The sequence below is a fragment of the Pseudomonas sp. MYb193 genome, assembly GCF_002966775.1.
GTDB classification, from domain to species: domain Bacteria; phylum Pseudomonadota; class Gammaproteobacteria; order Pseudomonadales; family Pseudomonadaceae; genus Aquipseudomonas; species Aquipseudomonas paracarnis.
Map to the genome: position 1 here is coordinate 825,094 of NZ_CP023269.1, position 13,403 is coordinate 838,496.

Annotated in this window: 15 protein-coding genes; 11 read left to right on the top strand and 4 right to left on the bottom strand. The window is 59.3% G+C overall.

Annotation, left to right across the window (positions count from 1 at the left end):
* Positions 1-155 precede the first annotated feature (155 nt).
* From CLM72_RS03605 to sctU, 11 genes are read left to right on the top strand one after another with little or no spacing between them, the layout of a single operon-like run.
* Entirely contained in the window at positions 156-1,211 is a 1,056-nt protein-coding gene (locus tag CLM72_RS03605; RefSeq protein WP_105225655.1) for a TyeA family type III secretion system gatekeeper subunit, read from the top strand.
* Positions 1,208-3,301, top strand: a complete 2,094-nt coding sequence (gene sctV / locus CLM72_RS03610; protein WP_054921797.1) for a type III secretion system export apparatus subunit SctV — start codon at positions 1,208-1,210, stop codon at positions 3,299-3,301. The genes CLM72_RS03605 and sctV overlap by 4 nt, the downstream gene beginning before the upstream one ends.
* 37 nt (positions 3,302-3,338) lie before the next feature.
* Entirely contained in the window at positions 3,339-4,244 is a 906-nt protein-coding gene (locus tag CLM72_RS03615) for an FHA domain-containing protein (protein ID WP_105225656.1), read from the top strand.
* Complete coding sequence (locus tag CLM72_RS03620) at positions 4,241-5,599, top strand: FliI/YscN family ATPase (protein ID WP_034128102.1); 1,359 nt, start codon at positions 4,241-4,243, stop codon at positions 5,597-5,599. Before CLM72_RS03615 ends, CLM72_RS03620 begins: the two co-directional genes overlap by 4 nt.
* The gene (locus CLM72_RS03625) at positions 5,586-6,014 is read left to right on the top strand and encodes a YscO family type III secretion system apparatus protein (protein ID WP_105225657.1); all 429 of its coding nucleotides are present in this window, start codon (positions 5,586-5,588) and stop codon (positions 6,012-6,014) included. The genes CLM72_RS03620 and CLM72_RS03625 overlap by 14 nt, the downstream gene beginning before the upstream one ends.
* Positions 6,011-6,466, top strand: a complete 456-nt coding sequence (locus tag CLM72_RS03630) for a type III secretion system HrpP C-terminal domain-containing protein (RefSeq protein WP_105225658.1) — start codon at positions 6,011-6,013, stop codon at positions 6,464-6,466. The genes CLM72_RS03625 and CLM72_RS03630 overlap by 4 nt, the downstream gene beginning before the upstream one ends.
* 2 nt (positions 6,467-6,468) lie before the next feature.
* Positions 6,469-7,482: a FliM/FliN family flagellar motor switch protein gene (locus CLM72_RS03635; protein WP_105225659.1), complete on the top strand. Its 1,014-nt coding sequence runs from the start codon at positions 6,469-6,471 to the stop codon at positions 7,480-7,482.
* A complete protein-coding gene (sctR, locus tag CLM72_RS03640; RefSeq protein WP_034128098.1) occupies positions 7,479-8,135 on the top strand; it encodes a type III secretion system export apparatus subunit SctR in 657 nt (218 codons plus the stop codon). Before CLM72_RS03635 ends, sctR begins: the two co-directional genes overlap by 4 nt.
* Positions 8,136-8,142: 7 nt before the next feature.
* Positions 8,143-8,406, top strand: coding sequence for a type III secretion system export apparatus subunit SctS (gene sctS, locus CLM72_RS03645; protein ID WP_105225660.1), 264 nt, complete (start codon positions 8,143-8,145; stop codon positions 8,404-8,406).
* A gap of 9 nt (positions 8,407-8,415) precedes the next feature.
* A complete protein-coding gene (gene sctT, locus CLM72_RS03650; protein WP_105225661.1) occupies positions 8,416-9,204 on the top strand; it encodes a type III secretion system export apparatus subunit SctT in 789 nt (262 codons plus the stop codon).
* Positions 9,201-10,298 carry a type III secretion system export apparatus subunit SctU gene (gene sctU / locus CLM72_RS03655; protein WP_105225662.1) on the top strand — a complete coding sequence of 366 codons (1,098 nt, stop codon included), beginning with the start codon at positions 9,201-9,203 and terminating at the stop codon, positions 10,296-10,298. The genes sctT and sctU overlap by 4 nt, the downstream gene beginning before the upstream one ends.
* Here the strand turns inward: sctU and CLM72_RS03660 are convergent, their stop codons facing one another.
* From CLM72_RS03660 to CLM72_RS03675, 4 genes are read right to left on the bottom strand one after another with little or no spacing between them, the layout of a single operon-like run.
* Positions 10,299-10,664: a hypothetical protein gene (locus CLM72_RS03660; RefSeq protein ID WP_034128094.1), complete on the bottom strand. Its 366-nt coding sequence runs from the start codon at positions 10,662-10,664 to the stop codon at positions 10,299-10,301.
* Positions 10,661-10,864 carry an HrpT family type III secretion system protein gene (gene hrpT, locus CLM72_RS03665; protein ID WP_054897139.1) on the bottom strand — a complete coding sequence of 68 codons (204 nt, stop codon included), beginning with the start codon at positions 10,862-10,864 and terminating at the stop codon, positions 10,661-10,663. The genes CLM72_RS03660 and hrpT overlap by 4 nt, the downstream gene beginning before the upstream one ends.
* Entirely contained in the window at positions 10,861-12,999 is a 2,139-nt protein-coding gene (gene sctC, locus CLM72_RS03670; RefSeq protein ID WP_105225663.1) for a type III secretion system outer membrane ring subunit SctC, read from the bottom strand. The genes hrpT and sctC overlap by 4 nt, the downstream gene beginning before the upstream one ends.
* 14 nt (positions 13,000-13,013) lie before the next feature.
* The gene (locus CLM72_RS03675; RefSeq protein ID WP_105225664.1) at positions 13,014-13,403 is read right to left on the bottom strand and encodes a type III secretion system chaperone; all 390 of its coding nucleotides are present in this window, start codon (positions 13,401-13,403) and stop codon (positions 13,014-13,016) included.

A 13,403-nucleotide genomic window follows, 5' to 3' on the forward strand; every position in this document is an offset into this window, starting at 1 on the left:
ATGGTTGCGGTGGTTTTGTGCAGTAATTTGCAAAAGGCACCAGGCACCAGGGACCTGTGCGGGTTTTTTCATCTTGTTGGATGAGTGAGTTTCAGTGGAACCATCTGGGCGGGCCTGACCACATATGGACACTCTCTTCCTGTACTGGCCTGCCCATGAAAGTCGAATCTACCAACGAAGTGCCAATGACCCCGCGGGTGGAACTCCCCACCGCTAGCCCGGCCGCCAAACCTGAGCCAGGCCAAGGTGTCGATGATCTTTCTCTGCACTTCAGTCAGGAGGTGGAATCCAGCAGTCGTACGTTGGATAAGCGTGTAATTGACGTGCGTGTGCCTCCTGTCCAGGTGCTCGCGCAGCTCTATGAGCAGTTGGGGCATCCGGCCCAGGAAAGCTTTGCCGCGGTAGTACGTCGAATCAGGCAGAAATTACTCACGCAACCCAGCATCGATACATTGCTGGGGCTCACTGGCGGTGATCCGGCACGCACCTTCGTGGTACTCAAGGCGGTGTGCGGGCAGGCCGAGGCCGACGTGCGCAACTCCGAAGCCGACCTGGCGAGGGATGCAATTGCCAAGCTGGAGATCCGCTTCAAAGGGGAGATCCAGGCGGGCCTGAATATTGCCATGGCCTTGCATAAGAAGAGTGGCGATCCAGAAGAGCTCCAGGCGCTGCGCGCGCTCTATTACGCCAGTGTGGTGACACGGCAATCCCTGGCGACCATGATGCACGCGCTGCTCGGCATCTACAGTGACGACCGTTTTGCACATGGGTTGAAAATGATGTCCAGCGCCCTGACGGCCGACATTGCCGCCCATGTGTCCTCCGTCCCTACGGCAATGTTGCGCACCTTGCTGACAGGACTGGGCAAATGTGGCGCATTGAGCGGGGTGTTATGCAGCTGTCGTGAGCTGATTCAGAACCTTGCAATCGAAATGCATGCGGTAAGCCTGCTGCGACGCATGCTGGGTTATGCAGACACCGGCATCGTGACAAATGAAGTCATGCGCCTGGCTGAAGAAATGGGGGCCAGCACATCAAAACTCGTGTCTCTCAATGCGCTTTATAAGCTGTTTCAAAAGTTGCCCGAGGCCTTGTGGCCGGATAGCAAATCACGCCAAGAGGCGCTGCACAATTTTCTGCTGGTGATGGACGAGCTTGCCCGCCTCGAAGGCATACGCCCTGGTTTTCCTAATTCGACTATCCTGGCGTGAGCGTGCTGTCCACCCTCAACGGTGTACTGCTCAAGGTGGCGCAGCGTGCCGAGGTCTTGGGCGCGGTGGTGATCATGGCCATTGTGTTCATTTTCATCGTGCCGCTGCCTACCTGGCTGGTGGACATTCTGATTGCGCTGAATATCTGTATTGCCTGCCTGTTGATCATGCTGGCGCTTTACTTGCCCGGGCCTTTGGCGTTCTCTTCCTTCCCGTCGATTTTGTTGCTGACCACCATGTTTCGCCTGGCGTTGTCGATCGCAACGACGCGCTTGATCCTGCTCGAACAGGACGCCGGCGATATCGTTGAGGCCTTCGGCAATTTCGTAGTGGGCGGCAACCTGGCTGTTGGGATGGTGATCTTTCTGATCCTGACCCTGGTCAACTTTCTGGTGATCACCAAAGGCTCTGAACGGGTTGCCGAAGTGGCGGCGCGCTTCAGCCTGGACGCAATGCCGGGCAAGCAGATGTCCATCGACAGTGACTTGCGTGCCGGCTTGATTGACGGCGTGCAAGCGCGGGACAAGCGTGAGCAGTTGTCCCGCGAGAGTCAGTTGTTCGGGGCCATGGATGGTGCCATGAAATTCGTCAAGGGGGATGCCATCGCGGGGTTGATCATCGTTGTGGTCAACCTGTTGGGCGGCTTCTCCACAGGTATGTTCCAGCACGGCTTGAGCGCCGCCGATTCAATGGCGCTGTATTCGGTGCTGACGATTGGCGATGGTCTGATTGCGCAGATTCCGGCGCTGTTGATCTCTCTCACCGCCGGCATGATCATTACCCGCGTGGCACCGGAAGGGCGCAAGGGCATCACGAACATGGGCGCCGAGATCGCACGCCAGATGACCAGTGAGCCCAAGAGCTGGATGATCGCCTCGGTGGCCATGCTGGTGTTTGCGATCGTGCCTGGTATGCCGACCCTGGTGTTTATTCTGCTGGCGATGATGACCGGCGCCTTGGGTTATTACCTCGACCGTCGGCGCCGACGTGAAGCGCAGCCAGAAGCCGAAGCCGTCGAAGCCGTGCGGCCTGAAGAAAATGGCAAAGAGGATCTGCGCGGGTTTGATCCGTCCCGGCCTTATCTGCTGCAGTTTCCCTCGGCTTTGCGCGGCACGCCTGAGGTGACCGATCTTATTCACGGAATCCGTCAGGTACGAAATTCCCTGGTTGCCAATATTGGCCTGACATTGCCGCCGTTTGAAGTCGAGATCGATGACTCGCTGGACGATGATGAAATGCGCTTCTGCGTCCATGAGGTACCCATGGTCAAGGCGTCGGTGGTCCAGCACGTTGCCGTGGAGCGCAGCGCCCTGACGGTTGAGCCTGAGCATGGCGTACCGGGATTGGCCGAGCGCAATGAACAGGATTGGCTCTGGCTGCCACCCGACGACCCACTGCTCAATGACGCGCAGTTGGAGCGCTTCACGGCGACGAGCCTGATCGTCGACCGCATGAAGAAGGCGATGATGCTCAGCGGGCCGCAATTCCTGGGGATTCAGGAGAGCAAGTCGATCCTCAGTTGGCTTGAGAACAATCAACCCGAACTGGTGCAGGAACTGCAACGCATCATGCCAATTTCGCGCTTTTCGGCGGTGCTGCAACGCCTGGCCAGCGAAGGGGTTCCGCTGCGCGCCGTGAGGTTGATTGTCGAATCGCTGATCGAATACGGCCAGCACGAACGCGAGCCGGAAGCACTGGCTGACTATGCGCGCATTGCCCTCAAGTCGCAGATCTACCACCAGTACAGCGAGGCCGATGGGCTGCATGCCTGGCTGTTGTCACCGCATACCGAAAATATCCTGCGCGAGGCACTGCGCCAGACCCAGACCGGGGTGTTCTTTGCACTCGACGGCGATAATAGCGCTGCGCTGGTCAACCTGCTCAACCAGGCCTTCAGCGCACGGGCAAAAATAAAAAGTGTGTTGTTGGTGGCGCAGGATTTGCGCAGCCCCTTGCGAACCTTGTTGCTTGAAGAGTTCAACCATGTGCCGGTGTTGTCTTTCGCCGAGCTGGGGAGCACTTCCAAGGTCAAGGTGCTGGGGCGTTTTGACCTTGGCCAGGATGAGTTGATGCACGGGACATTGGCATGAACACAGCGCTACTTGCAGAGTACGGGGGGACGTACTGATGTTCGAACTCCGAGTCTTGGATGGTTTGCATCAAGGGGCTGCGCTGCCCCTGTTTGGTGAGCAGTGGAGCCTTGGCGCCAACGCGGACGCTGATCTCTTGCTGGATGATCCCGGTATCGCCGAGCACCACGCGCGCCTGCTATTGCTCGAAGGGCGCTGGTCGGTGCAGGCTGAAGCGGGGCTGCTGAAAAACGGCGATGGGCAAATGTTGGCGCAGATCGGCGATCTGGCACTCAACACGCCGTTTATGATTGGCCCCGTCAGTTTGTGTGTCTGCCCTGCCGATCATCCTTGGCGGCAGGCATCGGTGCTCAAGCCGCCCCGGCCGGCAACGGAGCCCTTGCCCCAGGCGCCATTGCCGCTGACGCTGTCTTCCATTCCCTTGTTGCAGCAAAAACGCTTGGTCAGCCTGGTTCTGCTATGCGCCGTGATCATCGCTGCGGTCGGCATTATCTTCAGCGGTGAGCGTGAGGCCCAGGCATCGCTGATGCCGGCGGTCATTCAGAAACCCGGGTTGGACTCACCCGCTGAGGTGCGTCAGCAACTCATGAAGATGCTCAACGAGCGTGAATTGCTCCAGCGCGTCAGCTTGCAGATCGTCAATGGTCAGATTGCCCTCAATGGTGTTGTTTCCCAGGATGAAGTGGAACTGATTGCGCGCATGCTCGACCGTTTTGCCGAGCAATTCGACACTGTGGTGCCGGTGATCAGTCGCGTACGGGTACGCGAAGGCAAGTTACCGTTCAAGATCTCGCAGATAGTGGGTGGCCCGAATGGCCACGTGGTGCTGGAGGAAGGAAGCCGCTTATTCGTGGGTGATGAAGTGGATGGCCTGCGCCTGGTTTTGATCGATAACAGCAAAGTGGTTTTTGACGGCGAGCAACGTTATGAGGTGGGCTGGTGAAGGGGTCGCTGCAGGAGCGTCTGGAGGCCTGGCAACTGAACCAGTCACAGGCATTGAGCAGTTTCGCACCGGTGACGATGCTCGGTCGTATCCAGCGCGTGAACGGCATGCTGCTGCAGTGCCGGTTGCCGCAGGCCCGTATTGGTGACCTATGCAAAGTCGAAAAAGGGCCGGGCGACTACATGCTCGCCGAGATCATCGGGTTCGATCAGCGCGATGCGGTGCTCAGTGCCCTGGGCAACCTTGAAGGCGTGCGTGTAGGCGCCAGCGTCGAGCGGTTGGGGGTTCCGCATCAGGTCCGGGTCGGTGATGAGTTGTTGGGGCAGGTGCTGGATGGTTTTGGCCGCCCGATTGCGGGCGATGGTGTGAGCGCGTTCGTGGAAGCGGACACCCCTGGGGCGACCACAGTGTTATGCGAGGCGCCTCTTCCTACCGAACGGCCGCGGATCAACCGCGCACTGGCTACGGGGGTGCGCTCGATTGATGGCCTGATGACCCTGGGGGAGGGCCAGCGTGTCGGGCTGTTTGCCGGAGCCGGTTGTGGCAAGACCACCTTGTTGGCCGAAATCGCCCGTAACGTGGAGTGCGATGTGATCGTATTCGGTCTCATCGGGGAGCGGGGCCGGGAACTGCGCGAGTTTCTCGATCATGAACTGGATGAGCAGTTGCGTGCCAAGGCCGTGTTGGTGTGTGCAACCTCCGACCGCTCAAGCATGGAGCGCGCGCGTGCCGCGTTCACGGCAACTGCGCTGGCCGAAGGTTTCCGGCGCAAGGGCCAGCGGGTGCTGTTGCTGATTGACTCTCTGACCCGTTTTGCCAGGGCCCAACGTGAAATCGGCCTGGCTGCCGGTGAACCCTTGGGGCGCGGTGGTCTGCCGCCGTCGGTCTACAGTTTGCTGCCACGTCTGGTGGAGCGTGCCGGCTTGACCCGTGAAGGCGTGATCACGGCCATCTATACAGTGTTGATCGAACAGGACTCCATGAACGATCCGGTAGCGGATGAGGTGCGCTCTCTGCTCGACGGTCATATCGTCCTGTCGCGCAAGCTGGCCGAGCGCGGCCATTACCCGGCGGTCGATGTCCTGGCCAGCCTTTCGCGGATTCTAAGCAATGTTGCCGAGCCCGTGCATATCCGTGCCGGCACGGCGCTACGACGCTTGCTGTCGGCTTACCAGCAGATCGAGCTGATGCTCAAGTTGGGGGAATATCAGCCCGGCAACGATGCACTCACCGACCTGGCAGTTGACAGTCGGCAGGCGGTAGATGGCTTTCTGCGCCAGGACTTGCGCGAACCTTCGCCGCTTGCCGCCACCATGGATCAATTGGCTGAGCTGACCGCCCATGTCCCCTTCTGAAGTGTTACCGGGTGAAATCGATACCCTGCAACGTTTGCGCCGACACCGTGCAGACCGCGCCGAGCGTGCGCTGCGTGAGGCAAAACGGGCGCAGCAAGCGCTGGTCGCGCATATCCGGGAGGCGCAGGAAATCCTCGAGCAAACCCGCCTGGAAGAGGCCCGGCAATGCGCGCAGCTGTTGAGTCAGCACCAGGGGCAGGTGGTGACGTTCAAGGCGCTGAAAAACTGGAGTGCCAAGGAGCGGCAATTATCGGCGGGTACCCGGCGTGAAGAAGGCCAATTATTGCAACTCCAAGAGCAGCAGCAAGAGCGGGCTGCGCGGGTCGGCCAGGCGCAGAAACACGTCACCTTGTGCTTGCGCCAGGTAGAAAAAATACAAGAGTTATCTGAGTTACTGAGGCAGGAGCCGATATGAAACAGGTTTCAGTTAATCCGCCTGAACGTCAGCGTCCGCGCGAGTCTCGCGATGATCGTGCACCTGAATTCGGTGCCCTGGTGCCTTGGGAGCAAGGGCGATTGTTCGCCCGGTTGTTTGACGATGGGGGCCAGGACAGCGGGGGATACGGAGCGTCTCTGAACGGAATCAAAGCCTCGGGCGATGTCGCCATGATCGGGGCACTGACCGAGCAGTTGGCGCCGCGAATGCTCGTTGGTTCGCAATGGCCGTTGATGGCTGTTTTTCACCTGGGCCGCCTGGGGCGGATCAACGCCAGTATCCGCCGGGAGCAGGGGGGCTGGAATGTCGAGCTGCACGCAGAGCAAGACAATACGGTGCACTGGCTCAGTGGTGTACGCCAACAATGTGAGCAACGGTTGGCGCAGAGCCTGCGCCAGCCTGTCAGTTTGTATCTGGCAAAATCGACGTAGGCATGATGCTGCCACCTTTGATACTTCCCAGATTCAAAACCGATATTGCGGTTGCCCGGCAGCGGTTGGGGCAAGGGTTGTGTATGCCGTTCGAGGTCGCTGGGTCGAGTGGCGAGTTGAGAATGGAGCCGGGTACTGCTCCTGTGGGTATCCAGCCGCTCTGCTTCGAGACCGCCTGTGGCGTCTTGGCCTTCAGTGAGCCAGGACCACAGTTCAGCTTGATGGGTGAATGCCCCGTGACGCTCGAGCCGGCCGGGAATGATCCGGACGCCTGGTTCTGGGAGTTGTTCCAGCATCATCTGAGCCCTCAGGTGCAGGCGTTGTTTGGGTACCTGCGTTTGCTGCCAGGCGCTCGCCCCATGAACTTTGGTTGTCGACTCTGCGTGACGCTTGGGGCCTCTCGCGTGGCGGGCTATCTGTGGCTGTCTGTCGAGAGCTTTCTGGCGCTATGCAAGGCGGGGCCGTGGCGATCCAGGGCTGAGCCGATGCCGGCGCAGTTTCGGCTGGCGGTTGACGTAACGCTTGGGCACCTGAGGTTGTCCATGCACCAGCTGCGCGGCTTGCGGGCTGGTGACGTGTTGGTGCTTGAGCGAGCCTTTTTCAGTGCGTCGGGAGCCGGCCACGTACAGGTTGGCAAACAGCGCCTGGTGGGCTGGATCGACGCTGGATCCGGGCCGATGCGCCTGACCCTTACTTCTATCGAGGATATGTTTGTGGATGAGGATTTTGCAACACAGCCCTACTCAGAGCATGAGGATGAAACAGCGGTGATGGATGTGTTCGGGCATGAACCATTCGACGAGCTGAGTATGGCGCTCAATGTACGGTGCGGTACGCTGAACCTGACCCTCGGCGAATTGCGCAACCTTGCGCCCGGCGCGGTGTTGGGGGTCGCCGGCTATGCTCCCGGCACTGCCGGTCTCTACTACGGCGACCGCCCCCTCGGCCTGGGCCAGTTGGTTGAAGTGGACGGGCGGCTGGGGCTGCAGATGTCTCGCGTGATCTTTTCTCGATGAACAGTTTCCAGGGAATAGATCCGGTCGTCCTGGCAATATTTCTTGGGGCATTGTCGTTGATGCCCATGCTGCTGGTCGTCTGCACGGCGTTCCTGAAGATCGTGATTGTGCTGATGATTACCCGCAATGCCATCGGTGTGCAGCAGGTGCCTCCGGGCATGGCCATCAATGGTATTGCCCTGGCGGCAACCCTGTTCATCATGGCGCCTGTAGGCTATGAGATGGCGGAGATCGTCAAGGTGTCGCCCCTGGACCTGACCAGCGTAGGCGCACTCCAACAGACGGGAATGGAGGCGATCAAACCATTGCGCACCTTCATGCTGCGCAACAGTGACCCGGATATTCTTACCCACCTGTTGGAAAATGCCATGCGCATGTGGCCGGCGCAGATGGCGCAGGAGGTCCAACGTGAGGACCTGATCCTGCTGGCGCCGGCCTTTGTGCTGTCACAGTTGCAGGCGGGGTTCGAAATCGGCTTTCTGATCTATATCCCTTTCATCGTGATTGACCTGATTGTTTCCAATCTCCTCTTGGCTTTGGGTATGCAAATGGTCTCGCCCATGACCATTTCCCTGCCGCTCAAATTGCTCTTGTTCGTGATGGTCTCCGGGTGGTCGCGGTTGCTCGACAGCCTGTTCTTTTCCTATCTCTGAGTGACCTATGGAACCCATCGTACTGTTCAAGCAGGGCATGTTGCTGGTAGTCATGCTGACGGCGCCGCCGCTGATCGTGGCGGTGGTGGTGGGGGTCATGACCTCCCTGGTGCAGGCACTGATGCAGGTCCAGGACCAGACGTTGCCCTTCGGTATCAAGCTGGTGGCAGTGGGGATCACCCTGATCATGACCGGTCGCTGGATCGGTGTGGAGTTGATCCAGTTGATGAACTTGACCTTTGACATGATCGCTCGATCGGCCCTGCACTGAGGTCTGCCTGTGCTGTTATATCTTGAATATTTGCCCTCCCTGCTGGTCGCCATGGCGCGTATCTACCCCTGCGCTTTCCTCGTGGCGGCATTCTGTTTTCAACATATACGCGGCATGCTGCGGCACACCATTGTGGTGGTCATGGCACTGCTGCCTGCACCTGCCATTCATGTCTTGCTGGAGGGCCAGGAACACTCGGCGCTGATGCTCGCAGGGCTGGTCCTCAAAGAGTTGGCCCTGGGGTTATTGCTGGGCGTGTTGCTGTCGATGCCGTTCTGGCTGTTCGAGTCGGTCGGGGCGTTGCTGGATAACCAGCGGGGCGCTTTGGCCGGTGGTCAGCTCAACCCCTCGCTTGGGCCAGACGCGACGCCGGCCGGGCATCTGTTCAAGCAATTGGCGATTTTTTTGCTGATGGCCAGTATGGGCCTCGGGGCGTTGACGCAGGTGATCTGGGACAGCTATCTGCTCTGGCCACCGACGGTGTGGTTTCCACTGCCCGCTGCCGATGGGTTCGATGTATTTGTCGGCCTGCTTGGCGATACCTTCACGCACATGATGCTCTACGCTGCCCCCTTTATTGCAGTGCTGCTGTTGCTGGAGTTCGGCATCGCGCTGCTGGGGGTCTACAGTCAGCAATTGCAAGTGAGTACGCTGGCGCCGCCCCTCAAGAGCCTGGCAGGTATCGGTGTGCTGTTGTTGTATTTTGCGTTGCTGCAGGACCTGATCGTCGGGCGCATGGGCTTGCTTAAAGACCTCAAGCACTCCCTGGGCGTGTTCTTCAAGGTCTCGCTGTCATGAGTGATTCGGGGGAAAAGAAGCACCCCGCATCAGCCAAGAAGCTGCGTGATCAGCGTAAGAAAGGCCAAGTCGCCCAAAGCCAGGATGTGGGTAAGCTACTGGTGCTGACAGCCATCAGCGAAATCGCCTTGTTCACCGCCGAGAGCAGCCTGCAACGTTTCCAGCAGTTGATGCTGCTGCCGATCACGCGTCTGTCCTTGCCTTTCCCGCAGGCGCTGGAAGAAGTGATGGTCGAAGGTTTGATGTTGTTTTTCTCCTTCGCCCTGTTGATGGCCGCGGTGGCGATTATCACGAAGCTGGTCAGCAGTTGGATGCAGTTCGGGATTCTGTTCGCGCCGGACGCCTTGAAGCTCGACTTCAATCGTCTCAACCCGCTCAGCCAACTCAAGCAAATGTTTTCTGCCCAGTCGGTAATGAACCTGTTGATGAGCATCGTCAAGGCCACACTGCTGGGCCTGATCCTGTACGTGGTGATCTGGCCTTCCCTGGGGGCTTTGATCACTATGGCCACCAGCGATCTGCAAAGCTACCTCCTGGGATTGATCGCCCTGTTCCGCTATCTGCTGCATGCCTGTCTCGGGTTATTGCTGGTGTTGGCGCTTATCGACCTGGCGATGCAGAAATACTTCTTTGCCAAGCGCATGCGCATGACCCAGGTCGAGGTCATGAAAGAGTACAAGGACATGGAGGGCGATCCCCACGTGAAGGGGCAGCGCCGCGCCCTGGCGCAGCAATTGGCCCAGGAGGAGCCGAAGGTCAAGCTGCCCAAGCTGGAGGAGTCCGATATGCTGGTGGTCAACCCGACGCACTTTGCCGTGGCCTTGTATTACCGCCCCGGCAAAACGCCGCTGCCCCTGCTGGTGAGCAAAGGGACTGATGATGACGCCCGTGCGTTGATCGCTCGCGCCAAAGCGGCTGATGTACCGGTGATCCAGTGCGTGTGGCTGGCCCGTACGCTGTATACGAACAAGCTGGGGGCGACAATTCCTCGTGAAACCCTGCAGGCCGTGGCATTGATCTACCGCACCCTGCGCGAGCTTGATGATGAGGCCAAGCGTGAAACCCTGGAATTGCCAGAGCTTGATCTGCGTTGATCAGCGCCGGGTACGCGCATCCAGGGTTTCAAGGTTGGCCAACGACAACATTCGGCTGAGGAGCCTGTCGAGCAGGTTGGGCTGTGGGGGCAGTGCATGCCAGATCACCAGCGCGTCCTGTGCGTCAATGTAGATAAAGCAGCCATCGAATGCCACGGCCTGCTCGAAGCGCCGCTCCAGCGCGTTCTGCAATTGTGAAGCTTGCAGCGCCTCGCGAGCCACGTGCAGGGCCAGACCCTGACGGGTTCCGGCTTGCATGTTGCTGGCTGTTACCCCCGGGCCAAGCGTCAGGTGGGCGGCAGAGCCGCCCACCAGGCTGTCGAGGAAGACCTGGCGTTCATCGGCCGGGGTTCCCTGGGCGCTCATCGTTCCAGCGACACCGTCTGATAGTCCGGACGTTCTCCGGCAGGGCCGGGTTCTACGCGCGTTTGTGAGGGCCACCAAATCACCAGCTTGTCTTTGGACGATTGCGGACGTGAGCAGGAGTCGCCCTTGCAGGTGGGCGTACAACCGGCGACGAGCAGCGCCGCGCCGATCAAGGTGACGTACAGCGAGCGATGTTTCATGGCTTGGCCTTTTGAGTTGGAGTGATCAGGGAGGGACGGGGCACGCTGATGTGTTCATCCTTGACCACCGGGCGCATGGCGATAAACACTTCTGCTTCCTCGCCCGGCTTGAGCCAGGCGCGGGGCCAGACACTCACGGCCAGGGTTTGCGAAGTACTGCATTCCTTTTCGTCGATGCGCACATTGCGATTGAACTGGTTGCGCAGCACCACCACGGCTACGTTGTACTGCGGGCCGGCGTACCACTGGCTGCGCTCGGTGTTCAGCGCCAGCAAGTTGCGGGTACTGCACAAGGTGTTCAGCCCCAGGGGCATCGGCGCTACCTTGAAGGCTTTGGGCACTTGCCCGGTGACCAGGTGCGCCAGGGTACTGATAATGTCGCTGCGCTTGATCACTGGCTGGTGAGGGTCATAGCGCCTGGCCAGGGGGGTGAGAGCGGCTTGCAATTCGACCTGGTCTGCCTGGGGCAGGTAGCGTGACGGGTCGGTCTGGTCGCCGATAACGCGTGGCGTGAGGATGAATAGACGTTCGCGCCGATTGTTCTGTCGTTCAGTCGAGGAAAACAACGCCTTGCCCAACAGCGGAATATCCCCCAGCAGGGGTACTTTGCTGTGCTTGTCGGTGCTTTCGGTGACGTGAAAACCACCGACCACGAGCGAACGTTTTTCGGCCATGATGGCTTGGGTGCTGACTTTGCCTCGGCGTACATCGAAGCTGCCGGGAGTAGGGTTGGCCTCTTCGAAGTTACCGTCCTCGATATCTACCAACAGCTGAATCTGATGGCCACCACGGCTCGTGATGACGCGGGGCACGACCTGGAAGCTGGTACCCACGGTGATCGGTAAAATCGTAGCGTTCTGCCGACCGCGAGTCAGGTATTGGGTCCGGTTGAAATCAATGACCGCTGGCTGGTTTTCCAGTGTCAGGACTGACGGATTGGACACCATGGTTGCCAGGCCCTTGGCTTCCAGCGCGCGTATCTCCGCGTCGAAACGACCGCGGTTTTCAATTGTCAGTTGAGCGTTGCCGGAAATCATGTTGGCTGCGCCACTGAAGCGACTGTTCTGAAAGCCCCATCTCACCCCGAATTCGCGCAGTTGCGTGCGCTCGATGTCGAGGATGATGGCATCGATTTCCACCAGTTTGCGTGCCACGTCGAGCTGGGTGATCAGTTCGCGATACATTGCCTGCCGTTCCGGCACGTCATAAATCAGGATGGCGTTATTGCGCAAGTCGGCTTCGACGCGGATACGGGCAGGGCTGAGGGGACCCCGCCGGGTGATTGACATGCCCGTATCGGTCGAGTCGTTCAACCCGGTTGTCGCCGTGGAGCCGAGCATTTGCCCCAGCAACGGGTTGCTCAAGCGTGGCACCACCGGAGTGATGAACGGCGGCTGGGTGATGGAGCGTTGAGACTGCGCCGAAGACGTTGAGGGTGAGCGCGGTTCCAGGAGCCCTCTTAGCATGGTGGCTACACCGGGGATGATGATTTTTTCGTTGCGGTATTCCATTTGGCGATCCGCCGCGCTGGCGAATTTCAGTGGATAGCTCAGCACGCTCTGTTTTTCATCCATAGAACGGCGCTGGCTGCTGAAGCGCTTGATCTGTTCGATATAAACCTTCGGGCCGGAGACCAGCACAACACCGTCTTCCGGCAACTCGCCCCAGCCGAAACGACTGTCGAGCAAGCCTATATCGGTCAGCGCTTGTTTGAGGTCCGCGATGGTCTCGGAGGAGACTTCCAGGCGCGCGGATTCTTGCTGGTCCAGGGTGCTGATATAGAGGGTGTTGTTATACATATACCATTGGAAACGGTGTTCGACCCCCAACCGGTCGAGCAATGATTGCGGCGTATTTGCGCGTATCTTGCCGTTGACGTTACCTTCGAGCAGGCCCTCGACCTGGAGCTGAGTACCAAATGTCTGGGCAAAATCCTCCAGCACTTCGCGCACTGGCTTGTGCTGGGCTTCATAAGCGTAGGCCGTGTTCTTCCACTCAGGAGGTATTGCGGCCAGCGCGCTATCCAGTGGTAGCAGCCACCCGGGCAGCATAATGAGCCAACACCAGGCGGCGCGGGGAGTAAAAGCAGGTACGTGAGGGCGCAAGCGTTTGTGCTTGTCGTTTTTATCAGGCATGGGAAAGTCTCTGGTTAGTACGGTGTCGAGCGCAGCGACGTGGATATGAATGTGCGTACAGGCCGCGCCTGGCGCGCGACGACGGCGCGCCAGGTGTCGCGTTGGTTGAGGAGGGACTCGAGGCACTTCGCCAGCGCTTCGCCGTGCCCCCTCTCCACGCATTGAATAAGCCAAAGCGCACCGGTGGTCGGCGCCAATGCAACTGCACCTTGAAAATAGCTCAGGCTAGGGCCTCCCAAGCGCATCCAGGTGCGCAACTGGGCTTTGTGGTCACCCGCCTGGGTCAACTGGACCTTTACCAGCAATCTGTTCGAAACGCGTTGAAAGATGATTTCGTCGTCGCTCTCAAACAAGGTGAGCTGCTCTTCGTGGCCGTTCAGCCAACCGGCAAGGAGTGCTTGCAA